The 16,553-nt window shown below is 68.5% G+C and carries 7 protein-coding genes and 1 tRNA gene; 2 read left to right on the forward strand and 6 right to left on the reverse strand.

Going from position 1 to position 16,553, the window contains the following annotated elements; genetic code table 11:
- Positions 1 to 126: 126 nt before the first annotated feature.
- The 5 genes from OPU67_RS07010 to OPU67_RS07030 form a co-directional block, all read right to left on the reverse strand.
- Entirely contained in the window at positions 127 to 1,335 is a 1,209-nt protein-coding gene (locus OPU67_RS07010) for a tyrosine-type recombinase/integrase (RefSeq protein WP_267618655.1), read from the reverse strand.
- A gap of 167 nt (positions 1,336 to 1,502) precedes the next feature.
- Positions 1,503 to 1,589: transfer RNA gene (locus tag OPU67_RS07015), tRNA-Leu, on the reverse strand.
- A gap of 245 nt (positions 1,590 to 1,834) precedes the next feature.
- The gene (locus tag OPU67_RS07020; RefSeq protein WP_267618657.1) at positions 1,835 to 2,761 is read right to left on the reverse strand and encodes an acetyl-CoA carboxylase carboxyltransferase subunit alpha; all 927 of its coding nucleotides are present in this window, start codon (positions 2,759 to 2,761) and stop codon (positions 1,835 to 1,837) included.
- A 16-nt stretch (positions 2,762 to 2,777) separates the two neighbouring features.
- Complete coding sequence (locus tag OPU67_RS07025) at positions 2,778 to 6,476, reverse strand: SDR family NAD(P)-dependent oxidoreductase (protein ID WP_267618658.1); 3,699 nt, start codon at positions 6,474 to 6,476, stop codon at positions 2,778 to 2,780.
- A 112-nt stretch (positions 6,477 to 6,588) separates the two neighbouring features.
- Positions 6,589 to 12,096 (reverse strand): AMP-binding protein, encoded by a 5,508-nt coding sequence (locus OPU67_RS07030; RefSeq protein ID WP_324255352.1) that lies wholly within the window; start codon positions 12,094 to 12,096, stop codon positions 6,589 to 6,591.
- Positions 12,097 to 12,382: 286 nt separating this feature from the next.
- Here OPU67_RS07030 and OPU67_RS07035 point away from each other — a divergent pair, with 286 nt between their 5' ends.
- On the forward strand, positions 12,383 to 14,575 hold the full coding sequence (locus OPU67_RS07035; RefSeq protein ID WP_267618660.1) for a putative bifunctional diguanylate cyclase/phosphodiesterase: 2,193 nt from the start codon (positions 12,383 to 12,385) through the stop codon (positions 14,573 to 14,575).
- A 177-nt stretch (positions 14,576 to 14,752) separates the two neighbouring features.
- Here the strand turns inward: OPU67_RS07035 and queF are convergent, their stop codons facing one another.
- The gene (gene queF, locus OPU67_RS07040) at positions 14,753 to 15,220 is read right to left on the reverse strand and encodes a preQ(1) synthase (RefSeq protein WP_267618661.1); all 468 of its coding nucleotides are present in this window, start codon (positions 15,218 to 15,220) and stop codon (positions 14,753 to 14,755) included.
- Between the two features lie 155 nt (positions 15,221 to 15,375).
- Here queF and OPU67_RS07045 point away from each other — a divergent pair, with 155 nt between their 5' ends.
- A complete protein-coding gene (locus OPU67_RS07045) occupies positions 15,376 to 16,527 on the forward strand; it encodes a hypothetical protein (RefSeq protein ID WP_267618663.1) in 1,152 nt (383 codons plus the stop codon).
- Positions 16,528 to 16,553 lie beyond the last annotated feature (26 nt).

Consider the following 16,553-nt stretch of genomic DNA (forward strand, 5'->3'; position numbering starts at 1 on the left):
AGCAGCATGCGGGAATGGCTCGCCCGGTGGGCAATCAGGATCGAGGTGGCACTGCTTGCCTCGGCGACCTTGGTCACCCTGGCTCTCAGCCTCTACTCCTGTGTGGCTTGAAGCGATCCCTTCGTCCTATGCAGCCTGGCGCTTTTTCCCTTCGCGCAGCTCATCGAGGTAGTCGCTCCACCACTGCGCCATTCGAACCCGCTCGTCCCAATGCTTGCCGCGATGATAGATGCCGCGCACGACGTTGCTGTCGCCATGTGCGAGCGCCCGTTCGATCGCATCAGGATTCCACAGGCCCGATTCGTTGAGGAAGGTTGAGGCGGTGGCCCTGAGGCCATGCGCGGTCAGCTCCTCCTTCGAATAGCCCATGCGCCGGAACGCTGCATTGAGCGTGTTCTCGCTCATCGGGCGGATGCCGCTGCGGGCCGAGGGAAAGACGTAGCCGTCGGTCCCCAGCATGCTGGCAAGCTCGGTGAGGTAGCCGACCACCTGCTTGGAGAGCGGCACCGCATGCGGCCGGCGAGCCTTCATCTTCCCAGCGGGGATCTTCCAGACTCCATCCTCAAGATCGATCTCGCGCCACTCGGCGTGGCGTAGCTCGCCCGGCCGCACGAACACGTGCGGCGCGATTTGGAGGGCGTATTTGGTGACCAGGTAGCCGGTGTAGTCATCGATGGCGCGCAAGAGACCGCCGAGCTCCTTTGGCTCGAGGATCGCGGCATAGTGCTGCGCCCGCGGCGTCACAAGCGCGCCCTTTAGCATCGCTGTGGGATCGGATTTGCAGCGGGTGGTGGCAACGCCGTAGCGAAACACGCGCCCGGCAAACGACCGACACTTCTTCGCCGTTTCGTGCTTACCCGTCGCCTCGAGCCGCTTGAGGGGCGCCAGCACTTCGAAGGGCTCGATGTCATGGATCGGGCGATTACCGATGGCTGGCGTCAGCTGCTCGAGGAAGTAGTTCGCCTTAACAAGGGTTGCCTGGGCAAGCCCGTTCTTGACCATCATCTGCTCGATGTATTCCCGCGCCACCGCCTCGAAGGTCTGGGCCGACAGGAACTCATCGCGGATCTTCTTCTTGCGCTTTTCGAAGGCGGGGTCGCCACCTTCGGCGACCGAATGCCTTGCCGCATCGGCGGCATTGCGCGCCTGCTTGAGATTGATCTCGGGGTAAGGGCCGATCGCAAGCTTCTTCTCGACGTTGCCGATCCGGTAGCGGAATCGCCACAGCTTGCCGCCTGACGGGGTGACCTCGATATACAGGCCGCGGTGGTCGGCGACCTTGTACGACTTGTCCTTTGGCTTTAACGTCCGAAGCCTGTTTTCGGTCAGCGCCATGTGTGGGCCTTTTCCTCAATGTGGTTTTCACATGAGCCCGCAAAAGGCCCGCAAAACCGTTCGGAAAGCCCGGGATTTGCTGGGACGATCCGAGACCATCCAAGGGCCAATTCCCTTGGATTTCTGCGGCTTTCATACATTTTTCGGGATGTTCTGAGAAGAACAAATGGTGCCCAGAAGAGGACTCGAACCTCCACGCCCTTGCGAGCGCCGCCACCTGAAGACGGTGCGTCTACCAATTCCGCCATCTGGGCACGGTGCCGGGCGGGTCGCATCGCCGTCCGGCTGGGTAGGAGGGCGCGAATAGCGATGGGTTCGGGGGCTTGTCAACAGGATTGCCCGGGGGGTGGAAAAAGAGGCGGATGGGGCGGGCCTGCCTTGCATGGGCGCGCCGCGGTGGCGGGGGCTGCGCGCAAGCTCGGCCTTGCCGGCACTGGCCAGGCGGCGCGCCTGGCTTCTGTGCTGTGCGGGCGCGGGGCAGGAGGTGTGCCGCGCGCGCCTAGCCGAGCTGCAGGAAGAATGCCTCGCGCTCGCGGCGCAACGCGTCCGGCGGCATGGCGGCAAGGCTGTCCAATTCGGCGCGCAGGGCGAGCGCGAGGCGCTTGACCGTCTCGGCGGGATCGCGATGGGCACCGCCGCGCGGTTCGTAAACGATGCGGTGGATGACCCCGAGCTTCAGAAGATCGCCCGCCGTCACCTTCATCGCCTCGGCCGCGGTCTCGGCCTGGACGGCGCTGCGCCACAGGATCGAGGCGCAGCCCTCCGGCGAGATCACCGAATAGACCGCGTGCTCGAACATCAGCACCCGGTTCGCCGCCGCGAGCGCCACCGCGCCGCCCGAGCCGCCCTCGCCGATGATCACCGCAATCAGCGGCACGCCCAGGGCGAGGCACGCTTCGGTGGAGCGGGCGATGGCCTCGGCCTGCCCGCGCGCCTCGGCATCGACGCCGGGGAAGGCGCCGGGGGTGTCGACCAGCGTCACCACCGGGAGGCCGAAGCGGTCGGCGAGCTCCATCAACCGGATCGCCTTGCGATAGCCTTCGGGCCGCGCCATGCCGAAATTGTGGCGAAGGCGCCCCGGGGTGTCCTCGCCCTTCACATGGCCGATCACCATCACCCGCCGCCCCTCGAAGCGCGCGAAGCCGCCGATGATCGCCTGGTCCTCGCCGAAGGTGCGGTCCCCGGCGATGGGCAGGAACTCGCTGAACAGTCCCTTCACCAGCCGCTCGAAGCGGGGGCGCTGCGGGTGGCGGGCGACGAGGGTGCGCTGCCAGGGGGTGAGGCGCGCATAGGTGTCCTCGAGCAGCTTCGCCGCCCGCATCGCCAGCATCCGCGCCTCCTCGGTCCCTTCCGCATGGGCGGCGAGTTCGGCGGCGTGCTTGTCGAGCGCCTCGATCGGCTTCTCGAAGGGCAGGTACTGGATCATGCCCCCTACCCCCGCCTCACACCGTCATCGACATGCCGCGGTAGATCCGAGCGCGGTAGCGCGAATCCTCCGCGTCAGGCAGCGGCGCGCCGACCAGCAGCACCGCGCGGGCGAAGCGGCGCACCTCTTCGAGATGCTCGTCGAGATCGCGCGGCTCTTCCGATTGCACCCGGCGGGTGAGGTTGATCTGGTTGACCGGCACATCATGCACCAGCCGCTCGTTCTCCACGGCCAAGGTGGCCGTGAACGCGTGGAGCGTGGTCTTGATGAAGTTCGCGAGGGCAAAGGCCGGGGACTTGTCGCCCATCGGCACATCCGGCGAAGTCAGCACCAGCTGGCAATCATCGTAGAGGGACGCGCGGCGGCTGACGCGGAAGTGGTGGGTGAGGTTGCACTCCACGACCTTGCGGAACTCCTCCGGGGTGAGCGGATCGGCGGTGTCGAACAGCTTGCCCGGCAGCGCCTCGAAGGGGGTGGACAGGATCGTCGTCGGCTTGCCCCAGGCCATCAGCGCCTCGTCCATCGCGGCCTCGATGTCAGAGGTGACGACCAGCGAGGTGAGCGCCTCGGCGGTCTCGCGCTCGAGCTGCGCCTTGATCGCCTCGAAGCCCTCGGCGGTGCGGGTGATCAGCACCACGTTGGCCGCATGGCAATCCTCGATGAAGGCACGCGCGGTTTCGGCGAGGTAATCGGCGAGATGTTCGCCGATGATCCACACGGTCTTGCCGCGCATCTGGTCGAGCCGTTCCTGCTTCGGGCTTCCGAACAGCTCGCGCTCGGTCGTCGAGCGTTCGACGGAGAGCCCGCCCGAGGGCATGAAGGTCTCGCCCGAGACGGCACGGTCGGCGAGGAAGAAGACGGTCGCCTGCGCGACGTCGTGCTCGGTCGGCATCTTGCCGAGGTAGAGCTTGGAGAGCACCCCGGTGCCGACCTTGTTGGCCTCGATGGCGATCTTGTCGGCGGGAAGGAAGGGCGCGTCCTCGGGCGGCACGCGCAGCAGCCAGTCGCCGTCGCTCTCGGCCGTGGCCGGGCGATCGTTCCACTCGGGCGCGTCGAGGAACAGGCCCGCCTGCCTGAGGCGCGCCACCAGCGCGGCGGCGATCTGCGGGGTCAGGAGATACTGGTCCCAGGTGCAGGTGCCGTCACCCTCACGCGCGCAGGCCAGCGCGAGTTCGCGCAATTCGCGCGGGTTGTTGGTGTCGTGGCTCATCTTGACGGTGTCGTTGCGGGCGAGCCGCGCCAGCACCGCCTCGACCCGCACCCCGCGCCGGATCGCCTTGATCGCGGCGGCGTGGACGGCATTGAGGCGTTTGTTTTCGAGGATCAGCTTGCCGCGCCGCTCGAACAGCCCCGGCTTGCCCCCGGTGCCCGACAGGCGATCGCCATCGACCGGCCCCGGCGCAATCGCGTTGAACTGCACCTCCGGCCCGAGATAGCGCGCCATCGATTCCACCATCGCGCGCTGCCCGGCCTTGGACACGGCATAGTCGGCGCGGTTGGGATAGGCCACCGCGAGATACTTCTCGCCCCCGAAGTAGCTCGAAACATTGAGGATGTAGCCCGAGCCTTGCGCCTTCATCAGCGGCGCGACGTGGTGCATCAGGAAGTAGTTCGACACGAGGTTCGCATCGAGCGTGTAGTTCCAGGCATCGACGGTCATGTCGACGACCATGTCCTCCGCGCCCGCCACGCCTGCGTTATTGATGAGGTAGTCGATCCGCCCGAAGGCCTTCAGCGTCGCGTCGACCGCGCCCTTCAGGCTCTCGAAATTGCTGACATCGACATTGGCGAGGGTCTGCACCCGGCGCTCGACACCGGCAAAGCCGATGTCCTCGAGTTCGGAGACGATCCGCGCCCGCGCCACCGCAAGTTCGCTTTCGCGGCGGGCGACCATCATGACCTTGCCGCCCGCGAGCGCCAGCAGCCGCGCCACCTGCCCGCCGATCCCGGCCGAACCGCCGGTGATCAGCGCGACCTTGCCGAGGTGCAGCCCGGTGATGTTCTCGGAGAAGCCGGGCATCGCCTTCCTCGCTCCGGTCGCCTCGCCGATGTTCGCCGGGACATAAAGCGTGATCTCGCCGAGCTTGCTTTCCTTCAAGAGGATGCGCGCGGCATGGCCCGCGGTGAAGCGGATGTTCCCGGCTTCGGCATTGGTAAAGCGCACGATCTGGTTGCCCCACTCCGCCTGCCGGCGGCGGCCGTGGGCGGTGTCGATCGCGCTCTCGTCGCGCCAGATGCGGATGAGCTGTTCCGTGGCGGCGCGCTGGATGTGATTGTAGACGTTGCCCTTCCCGTCGTCCTTGTGGCTGACGAAGACGAAGCGCGGCGGCTGGAGCAGATTATCGTGACGCTTCCAGTAGCGGCTCATGGTCCGCGCGAGCGCCATGTTGCCGGCCAGTTCGGCATCCATCAGCGCCTCGACCACACCGTCACCCGCTTCGGCGAGCGCACCGGCCAGCTCGCCCGCGCCCAGCGCGGGAAGGAACAGCGCGCCGCTGACGGGGGTGCCGTGGCGGGTATATTCCTCCAGCGCCTCTTCCATTCCCGCCGGGTCCTTGCGGTTGAAGCGCATGATGCTGAGCTTGTCGGACAGGCCCATCGCGGCGCAGCGCTTCTCGGCGATGGCGACGTCGGCGGCGCGCGGCAGGCCGAGCAGGACCTGCGCCCCGCAGGCAAGCTGCACCTGCGCGATCTCGAGCGCCTCCTCCCAGTCGTCGCCCGCCGCGATCAGCACGGCAAGGCCGGTGCCGTCCATCGAGCGCATCGTGGGCCGCGCGAGATAGGTCGCGCGCTCCTCCTTGCGCACGGTCATGCCGTGGGTGACCTCGAAATCGTGGCCGTTGTAGGCAGCGGATTCATCGCTGCCCAGGAAGACGCAGGTGGTGGCGATGTCCTCGGGCGTGGGGAAGGTCTTGGCCTTCGCGTTGCCGCCTGTCGCGCGCTCAAGGCTCATCATGTCGAAGAACTGGTTCGCGGTGGTCCCCGCCTCGTCCCCGCGCGCGGTGTCCATCGCGGCGAAGACGGTGCGGATCCGCTCGCTCTCGATCGGGCCGGGGTAGACGAGGTTCACCCGGATGCCCTTGGGTCCGAGCTCGAGGCTCAATTCGCGGCTCCAGGCGTTCATCGCCGCCTTGGGGACGACATAGGCGGCACGCGCAAAATAGGGCGTGCGGCTGAAGATGGTCGAGACGTTGATGATCGAGCCGCCCTCGGGGATGTGCTCGGCCGCGACCCGCGCGACGTTGAAGGCGACGCCGAAGATGTTGCGCAGGGCATCGCCCACGGTCTCGCCGTCGGTGCTGCCGCGCTTCCGGAGCTCGGCTAGCTCCTCCGCCGAAAGCGGCAGGTTCTCGATCGGCTGCTTGGGGCCCGCGCTCCCGGCGTTGTTGACCAGAATGTCGATCCGCCCGAACTGCTTCACCACCTCACCGATCGCCGCCCGGACCGAGGCGATGTCGCCGCCGTCGAGGGCCACCGAGGCGAGCCGCGAGGGGTCCGCGCCGGTCGCCTTCAAGAGCGCCTCGGCCGCCGCCTGCGTGCGCTCCGGGGTGCGGCCCGTCATCACGACGGTTGCACCTTCTGCAAGATAATGCGTGACGATATGCCCGCCGAGATTGCCGGCCGCGCCGGTCACGACCGCGATCTTGCCAGCAAGGCGGCCCGGGACATCGCCCTGGAGGGCAGGCGCAGCAGCAGCGGCTTTGGACTTCGCCATAGGACTCTCCTCACACAATGACCGCGAAAGAGGCACCGCCTCGCTTCGCTTCAGGCTTCGAACGATCTCTGGGGAGGAGAGATGGAAAGTTTCAAAAATCGCAACGCTCGAGTCAAGCCTCCGGTTCCGTGTCCGAGGGCGCCGCGACCTGCGCTGCCCCCTGCGCGGCCCACGCCTCGAGCAGCGCGTCGCGACTCCTGAGGCCCATTTCGGGCAGCGCATGGTTGACCACGTAGGTCGATCCGGTGTGCCGGTTGTCCCACATCGCCTGGTGCGCCTCCGGAAGGCCGTCCCACGGCACGACCTCGGGCTCGGTCACTTCGAGGAGCCCGGCGGCGATCATGTCGTTCATCCGCGCGACCTCGTAGGCGTTGCACAGGTGCGTGCCGAAGATCTGCGCGGTCGGCATGTAGATGCGCCGCTGGCGGGTCCACACCTGGGGTGCGTAGAAGGTGAAGCGGCAGCCGGTCAGGTCTTCCGCAAAGATTACCCGCCCCGTGAAGGGCTTCACCAGCGAGGTCGAGATGCCGAGCGTGTCCTGCCCGGCCCGCTCGAACACCAGATCGGGGCTGCCGCGCGGGTTGTCGGGCGAGCGCAGGATCTTGCCCACGGCCGAGCCGAAGGGCTTCATCACCCGGTCCTGATAGTCGCGCACCGCCGCCTTGAAGACCTCGATATCGGCCTTGGCATCGGGCAGGCGCGGCATGGTGTCGGGCCAGTGGAAATTGGCACCCTCGCGGCGGCGGATCGATTCGAGGGAGACGATCCCCTCGATCGCGTCCTCGAGGCCCAGCGATTGCAGAAACTCGCGCTGCCCGTCAGTGGTGGTGGCGATCACGCTGCGGGCGTTGAAGCGGCGGGCGGCCTCGATCATTTCGAGGCCCGTCTCGTCGAGCAATTCGGAGGAACCCGGCCCGTAGAAGATCAGCACCGCCTCGCCCCCGCGCAGGGCCGCGCGGCGGAGCATCTCTTCGGGCGAGGCCGTGCCCGGCTTGCCCATGAAGCTGAAATGGTAGCCCGACGACGCGCCATAGAAAGCGAGCGTGCCGCCCTCGGCAAGGAGCTGGAACGAGCGCGGGAAGGCGGTCTCGCCCGCATGGCTCACCACGTAGTCGGCGAGCTTGCCGCCGTTCAGCGCCTTGTATGCCTCGATCAGCGGCGCGCCTGCGGCTTCCCACGCGATGGCCTCGGCCTTGTCCTCGGGCACGACGGTGTAGAGGTCGGCGAAACGCGCATCCTTGCGGTTGATCGCCCCGACCGCGCCCTGCACCTTGGTGATGAACTGCGCGCGTTCCTCCGAGGAAACGAGCCCCGTCACCTGCAACCCGGTCCGCACCGAGGAACGCAAAGCATCAAGCCCCGTCCCCGTCGCTGCGCCTTCGACGAACAGCGTCCGCCCCGGTGCAATCTGCAAGGTGGTGAACAGGCAGCGCGCGATGGTGCCGAGGTTCAGCACATAGCTCCCCGCCTGCTCCAGCGTGAGGTCGGGCGGCACCTTGTGCATCTGCGGCGCCTGCACGGTCAGGAACTGCGCATGGCTCCCCGTCTCGGTCTCGTAGCCCTGGATGGAAAAGTCCGCATACATCGGGTCGTTGCCGACCAGCGGGCTGAGCAGGTCATTGGTCCCCGAATAGACCGTCACCAGATCGCCGACCTTGATCCGCCCCTGCGCCCGCGTCTCTGACCCGAGCGCGGCAACCAGCGCGATGCCGCCGGAACCGGTGATCTGCACGTCCTCCTCATGCGCATCGAAGGGCGAGACGGGGATGCCGGTCAGCGCCCAGATGTCGTTGAAGTTGACCTCGCTGGTCAGCATATAGAGCAGCGCCTCGTTGGGCGCGGGCTCGGGCACCTTGACGATCAGCTCCTTCTCGTGGCTCGCCGGCGGGCCGAAGCGGGGCTGGCCGGTGTCGGGATCGCGGGCGATGCCGAAGGCATATTGCCACGGCGGGATCGGGGTGACGCCGGGATAGAAGGGCGCGCCGACGGGCAGCAGATCGCCCGCCGCCTCAAGCGCCTGCGCGCGCATTTCGTGCTCGGCATCGATCCACACGCCGTCGCGCCGCACCGGGAGCGGCGGGGCGACCTTGTCCATGAATTGCCGGATGCCGGTCTTGCCGCCCTCGGGATCGACGATCGCCTCGGCGAACAGCCGCGCCTCGCGCTCGGTGCCGGCGGTGATGCCGTGCTCCAGCCCGGTGCGCACCGCGTCGAGCGCGCGCGCGCCCGCGACATCGCGGCCCGCCCATGCGAGCTGCCTGAGGATGCGCTGCAGAAACGCGTCCTCCAGCACCGCATCGAGATCGACCTCCGACGCCTCCTCCCAGCGCACCGTCGCGCCCTGCCTTTCCGCGAAGGCGCAGCCGAGCGCACTCGCAGGTCCGCGCCTCACGAAATCCCGCACCGCCGCATGGGCTGCGGAGAGCGCGTCCTGCGCGCCGTCCACCAACTCGTCGACGAGGCCGATATCGGCAGCGGCCTCCGCCGTGATGCTCCGACCGCCCAGAATGAGATCGAGCGCATCGCGCACACCCTCCGCCCCGCGCCGGTCGGCGAGCAGGCGCGGCAGGCGCTGCGTGCCGCCATAGCCGGGGAGCAATCTCAGCCGGATCTCGGGCTGGCCGAAACGCGCAACGGGCTCGGCGATGCGGTAATGGCACGCGAGCGCGAATTCCATGCCCCCGCCGAGCGCCACGCCCTGCACCGCCGCGACGCAGGGCTTGTTCATGCTCTCGATGGTGCGGAAGGCGAGGTGCGCGTTGTTGGGGAGCACCATGGCCTCGTCGACCGTGTGGATCTCCTCGAGCATCTGGCGGATGTCGGCCCCCGCGACGAAGGACGAGGTGCCCTCGCCGGTGAACACCACCGCCACGACGCTGTCATCGCGTGCCAGCGTGGAGGTGACCAGCACCAGCTCGTCGATGGCGCGTTCGTTCAGCGCATTGACCGGCGGGTTGGTGACCGTGACGGTCGCGACCTGCTTGCCGGGCGCGACGGTATTGTATTGCACAAGGAAATAGCGGTGCCGGTCGAACAGCGCCTGCTCGTCGCTCATGCGCTGCTTGCGCTGCCAATCGGCGATGACGCGCTTGAGTTCATCGAGCGCCTCGGGGTTGCGCAAGGTGGTGACGTCGCCGACATCCTCGCCCACCACCAGCGCACGGACCATGCGCCGCATATACTTGCCGCTGCGGGTCTCGGGGAACTGCGAGACCTCGATGAAGTCCGCCGGGACCGCGACCGCGCCCTTTTCGGTGCGCACCAGATCGAACAGGCGGCGCTTGTCCTCATGCGTGAGCTTGCGCCCTGCGACAGGCACCACGAAGGCGAGCGGGGTCAGCCCCTTCTCGCGGTGCGGGGCGCCGACCACCAGCACGTTGCCGACCGGCGAATCCGGCGCGAGCGCCTTGTCGCGCAGCACCGCGCCTTCGATTTCTTCCGTGCCCATGCGGTGGCCCGAGACGTTGATCACGTCATCGCTCCGGCCATGCAGCGAGAACGATCCGTCGGGATGCTGGATCGCGAAGTCGCCTTGGGTATAGGCCCAGGCGCCCTTCCAGCGCTTCCAGTAGCCCTCCTCCCAGCGCTGGGCATCGCCGCGCCATTCCGGAGCGACGCGGCCATCCGCAACCTTGAAGCCCGCGATGTCGCCCCAGATGGTGCGCGCGAGGTAGGGGTAAGGCGCGGCGATCACGATTTCGCCCTTCTCGCCCGTTTCGGCCTTGCGCCAAGGCACGCCGCCGTCATCCGCCCGCGCGAAGGGGGCGACAGCCCCCGAGCGCGCGCCCTCGCCCGCCTCATCCTCGACCCACACATCGCCGACGATCCAGGGGAGCGGATAGGCATGCGCGTCGGGGCGCAGGGGAAAATCGTCATTCGCGAACATATGCGTCCACGCGATCCCGCCGTGCTCGGTCGCCCAGTAGGAGTTGATGTAGCGCGGGGTCACGTGCTCCATCCCGAAGGCCTGCACGCTCGGCGAGACAGGCTCGGCGCAGAAAGTCGCCACGCGCAGACCGCTCATGTCGTAGCGTTCGAGCTCGGCAAGGTTCGCCGGGTCGGACATGATCGACTTGAGGAACGTCACCCCGGCCTTGAAGATGCGCACCTTGTGCCGCTCGATCATCGAGGCGAAGCGGCCTGCGTGGGGGAACACGGGAGAGCCTTCGGAGACCAGCGACGTCACCCGCGTCATCAGCGGCGCGCAGATCAGGTAGCTCTGCCCGGTGATCCAGCCCGGATCGGCGACCACGAACAGCGTGTCGCCGGGGCGCGCGTCGAAGCTCGCCGCCATCGTCTCGGCAACGCCCGCCGCATAGCCGTGGGAGTGGACGATACCCTTGGGCTTGCCGGTGCTGCCCGAGGTGTAGATGAAGAACATCGGGTAGTCGGCATCGACCGGCATCGGTTTCGAGGACGCCCAGATCGCGCGCACGAAATCGGCGTCGGGCAGCGCCATCAGCTCGGCTTCCGACTGCACCGCGAAGCCCGCTGCGCGGGCCTTCTCGAGCACCGTGGCGAAGGCCGCGTCGGTCAGCTCGTGGCTCCAGCGATCGCGCTCCTCGCGCCAGATCATGTCGGGCTGGTTGGTGTGGCGAACCACGATCACCGCCTCGACCCGCGGCGGTAGCGTCACGAGGCTCGAGGCGATCGCGATCCGCACCCGCGCCGCATCCGCGCTGGTGATGCGGCCCTCCCCGCCCAGTTGGATCAGCGCCTTGCCCACGCCGCGCATCACGTCCGAGCGATCGACCGTGATCTCCCCGGCCAGCGCCTCGCGCACGGCGGCAAGGATCGTCGCGTGGTCTTCCGCCGCCAGATCGAGATCGAGCCCGCCAAGGATGTCCAGCGCCGTCGTCACCGGCACGAAGTTGTCGAGCGCGGGGTCGGTGTAGGCGTTCTTGAAGGCGGCGACCTGCGCGTTCCGGTAGCTCCCGTCGCTGGTCACGATCACCCGCGCCGCCGTGTCGGCGATGCGGTCCGAGAGGGTCTTGTCGGAAAAGCCGCCGAACACCGCCGTATAGACGACGCCCAAGCGCTTGGCCGCCTCGGTCCAGTAGATCTGCGGCACGATGCTCGGCATGTTCAAGGCCATGCGGTCGCCCGCCTTGAGGCCTAGCGCCTCCAGCGCCACGGCGCACTTCGCCACCTCCAGCAGCAAACGCTTGCGGCTGATCGTGAAGCAGTCGATCGGGGCGCCCTTGCCGCCGTTCGCGCTCATGTCCCAGCGGTCGCCCTCGAAGACCAGCGCCGCCTCGTCGCCGTGGCCGGCGAGCACGTGACGGTCGAGTTCGGAGAAGGCGGCATTGGTGCGCCCGCCGACGAACCAGCGCCAATGCGGCGGATTGCTGCCGTCGAAACCGGTGTGCCAGGGGGTGAAGCCTTCGGGCAGATCGGGCGCAACCGGCGCCGCGCTCGCGCCGTCCCAGCCGCGCCAGCGCCCGTCCGCGCCCTTCGCGAGCCACGCGCCCTCAGCGCCCACCTCGGCCACGAACCAGTGCATGTTGCGCGCGGCGATAGCGCCGTGGAAGGCGCCCGGATCGGCGAGCGCGGCGGCGCGCATCGCCTCCCAGTCGGCGCGGGTGCGCACCGGATTGGCCTGCAGGTCGTCGCCCTTCACGGGCAGCTCGGTGACAGAAATGGCCTCGTCCCCCAATGTGGCGTGGCCCGCAGCGCGTATCCCCCCGCACGGCGGCACCGGAGCAAAATTACACGTCCTGCGGCGGCTCGGCAAGAATATGCCAAACCGCCGCACGTCCACACAACGCGGCCTGCCCGGAAGGGTTCCCCTGCCCCGGCCGATCTTACCGGAGGGGCCCGGCTAACGGTTTGTCAACCATGCAACCCCTATGAGCAACGACAGGGGCAGGTCCGCTGCGAGCGGTCGGCCCGGCACGAGGACCAGTATGGCACTTGGGTTTCGCAGATCGGCGCGCGAGGACACTCGCGACAGCAACAAGGGGCATAGCGCCCCGACGGGCGCACGGCCCGATCGCAGCGCCGTGCTCGGCGAGGTCGAGGAACTCGGCATCGGGATGTTCTGGGCGACCGACGCCGAGGACAAGCTGACCTTTCTTTCGCAGCGCGCGCTCGCCGATCTCGGCGTCGAGGCCGACACGCTGATCGGCAGCCCGGTCGTCAAGCTCTTCCAGGACGTCGAGGACGAACACGCCACCACCGCGCAGCGCAACCTCGCCTTCAAGCTGCGCGCCCGCTCCAAGCTCGACGAGCAGATCGTGCAGGTCACCACCGCGCGCGGCCACACCCGCTGGTGGCGGATCAATGGCCGCCCGCTGCTGGATGCGCAGGGCAATTTCCAGGGCTATCGCGGCAGCGCCGTCGATATTTCGGCGCAATATGCCTACGAGACCCAGGTCGCGCGCCAGTCGCAGGTCGACGAGCTGACCGGGCTTGCCAACCGCCGCAAGCTCAAGGAACGGCTGACCGCGATGCTCGCCGCCTTCCGGGTGTCCCAGCGGTCCTGCGCGCTGATGATGCTCGATCTCGACCGCTTCAAGCAGGTCAACGACACGATGGGCCACCCGGCTGGCGACGAGCTGCTGAAGCAGGTCGCCTCCCGCCTGCAATCGATCGTCAAGGATGCCGGCGAAGTCGGTCGCCTGGGCGGCGACGAGTTCCAGGTCCTGCTGCCCGACATGGACGATCGCGGCGCCCTGGGCGAGCTTGCCAACCGCATCGTGCAATCGATCTCGCAGCCCTACCAGATCAACGGCCGGCGCGCGATCATCGGCACCTCGGTCGGCATCGCCATCGCCCCTTACGACGGGGTGGAGGCCGACGAACTGACGCGGGCGGCCGATATGGCGCTCTATTCCGCCAAGGAAACGCGCAGCGGCATCTTCTGCTTCTTCACCAGCGAGCTGCGCGATGCGGCCTCCAAGACCGCCAAGATCGGCGACCGCCTGCGCGACGCGGTCGACAAGGGGGACCTGAGGCTTGCCTACCAGCCGCTGGTCAATCCCGAGACCAACGAGGTCAAGTGCTTCGAGGCGCTGCTGCGCTGGCACGACGAGGAAGAGGGCAACATCAGCCCGGCCCACTTCATCCCCATCGCCGAGAACGACGATCTCATCATCAAGCTGGGCGAGATGGCGCTGCGCCAGGCCTGCACCGATGCGATGGCCTGGCCCGAAACGGTCCGTGTCGCGGTCAACGTCTCGGCCAAGCAGTTCGTGCGTCCCGGCTTCAAGAAGACGGTGGCAGGCGCGCTCGAAGCTTCGGGCCTGCCGCCGCAGCGGCTCGAGCTCGAGATCACCGAGAGCGTGTTCGTGGGCGACCTCGAGAGCGTCGATGCGATCTTCCGCGATATGAAGAAACTCGGCGTGCGCCTCGCGCTCGACGATTTCGGCACGGGCTATTCCTCGCTCGGCTATCTGAAGCACGGTCATTTCGACAAGATCAAGATCGACCAGAGCTTCGTGCGCGGCTGCACCGAGAACGGCGACATCAACCCTGCGATCATCGCCGCGATCGTGGCCCTGGCCAAGGCGCTGGGGATGGAGACGGTCGCCGAAGGGGTCGAGGCGATGGACGAGCTCCAGCTGGTGCGCGAACGCGGCGCCGACCTGGTGCAGGGCTACATTTTTTCCAAGCCCATGACCCAGGACGAGGTGATCGCGCGGTTCGAGGGCGAGAATGCCGAATTCAAGCCGAGCGGACCGCCGCGCCACCGTTCCGAGCGTATCACCATCTTCCGCAAGGTCGGGTTGATCCACGAGGACCACTATTACGACGTGATCCTCAGGAACTTGTCCAAGACCGGCGCGCGCATCAATGGCCTTGCCGGGGTGCCGGTGGGCACCGACGTGGTGCTCGATCTGGGCCACGGGCAGCTGGTGGTGAGCAAGGTGGTCAACGCCACCGAGAACAGCCAGGGCCTCAAGTTCGAGACCAACCTCATTTCCGACGGTACCGGCGGGTTCATGACCCGGCACCGCATCTCGCCCTATTCGCTCGCCGAGGCGGGCATCCCGCTGGCGGCGCTGGGCGCGGGCGCCTTCCCGCTCGCCAAGTGGCGCGAGGCGAACAAGAGCGTGCCCAAGTTCATCCAGCTGGAACTGAGCGCGCCGGGGCTTTAGGGCGGTTTTCCGACTTGGGGCGAGCCGGCGCTTGCCGGGGTGTCGCGCAGCCCTTCCCCCCCGCCAGACCCCCGCCAGCCCCCGGCCAGACCCCCTCCAGCCTGCCGCAGATGGCCGCTTGCAGGGCATTGTGGCGGTGTTTCACGTGAAACATCGCCTCTCCGGCAACCGGCCGCTTCAGCCGCGACCGCGATAGGCTTGCACGCCCTGGTCGGGCAGCCACAAGTCCTCGGGCGGCTTGCCCGATTGCCAGAAGACGTCGATCGGGATGCCCCCGCGCGGATACCAGTAGCCGCCGATCCTGAGCCACTTCGGCCGCATCTCCGCGTTGAGGCGGACCCCGATGCCGACCGTCACATCCTCGTGGAACCCATTGTGATTCCTGAAGGAACCGAGGAACAGCTTGAGGCTCTTGCTCTCGACGATGGTGTCGCGGGGCACGTAGTCGATGACGAGGTGCGCGAAATCGGGCTGGCTGGTGACCGGGCACAGCGAGGTGAACTCGGGCGCCGCGAAGCGCACGAGGTAGGTGAGCCCGGGCCGCGGGTTGGGCACGTAGTCGAGCACCGCCGCCTCGGGCGAGGCGGGCAGCGGGGTGTCGCGCCCCAGGAACTGCGGCGTGTTGGAGGGGGGTGTGCTTTCCATGCCGCGCTGTTGCCCCGATCCAACCCGCCGCGCAAGCGCCAAGCTGGACGAGGTGCGGGGATGCCCCCTATGTGGGACAGCGCCGGTTCACCCCAGACCCGGCACAGCAGCGCCGCCCTGCCCGACCGAGCCGACCCACCGAGCCAGATCACCGCATGACCCTGCCCCCCGCCCGCCCCGCCCTTCGCCGTTGTCTCGCCGCCGCCGCCCTCCTCGCCGCCGTGCCGCTGGCGGCGCAGGAGAGCCCCGGAAGCTTCACCCTGCCGCCGCCGAGCCCCACGCCGACCCCGCCGCCCGCCGGCCCCGAGGACGAGCGCGCCGGCGTCACCATCCCCCCGCGCCCGATCCCGACCGCAACGCCCACGCCGCGCCCCGCCACGGCGCCGAGCCCGCTGCCGACCCTCGCGCCCGAGCCGGTCCCCACCATCGCACAGCCCGCCCCCGTGCGCTCTGCACCAACCGCTGCGCCGTCTCCCACGACCTCGCTTCCCGGCCCGGTGGCAACGGGGAGCAGCTCGGCCGCGACGGCGACAGCGGCGCCGCAGCCTGCGGTGGATGGCAACCAAGACACGGTCTTTCCGCCCCCCGCACCGCCGACGCTACCCGGCACATCGCCCCAAGCCCTGCCCGACTTCGCCGCTCCTGCCGAGACCGCGGATGCGCCTGCCACCCTGCCCGAGTGGTGGCCGCTGGCGGCGGCGGGGCTCGGCGGGCTGGCGCTGCTCGGCGGCGGCGCGCTCCTGTGGCGGCGCCGCAGGCCCCGGGTGCTGCGCCTCGCCGCGCCCTCGGCCATCGACCCGGCAGGTGCGGAGGCGCAGCCCGATCTCACCCGCCTTGACCTCGCGCTCGAGATTACCGGGGCGACCCGCAGCCTGATGCGCTTCACGATCGGCTATCGGCTGACCGTCGCGAACCGTTCGGGCCGGGCGGTGCAGGACCTCAAGATCGCGGTGCAGCTCGCCTGCGCGCGCGCGGCGGGGGGCAGCGGCCCCTCGGCGGGGGCGGCGCAGGGGCTGAGCGACATCGCGCGGGTCGGCCCGCACCAGGCGCAGGGCGTCACCGGCGAGATTCAGCTCCCCCTGTCCGCGATCGCTCCGCTGCGGCAGGGCAGCACGCCGCTGTTCATCCCGCTGGTCCACGTCACGATCGAGGGCGCCGGCCAGCCCGCGCTGACCCGCACCTTCGTCGTCGGGCCGCGCAGCGCGAGCGGGCGGGTGCATCCGATCACGCTCGACCAGCCGCCCGGCAGCATTGCCGGGCTTGTCGCACAGCCCGTCGCGCCGCCGCCCGCCTCCGCCGCAGCCTGAGCGCCGGCGCGCTTTGCACCGGGCGC

The sequence above is a fragment of the Erythrobacter sp. WG genome, assembly GCF_026586795.1.
Lineage (GTDB): Bacteria > Pseudomonadota > Alphaproteobacteria > Sphingomonadales > Sphingomonadaceae > Erythrobacter.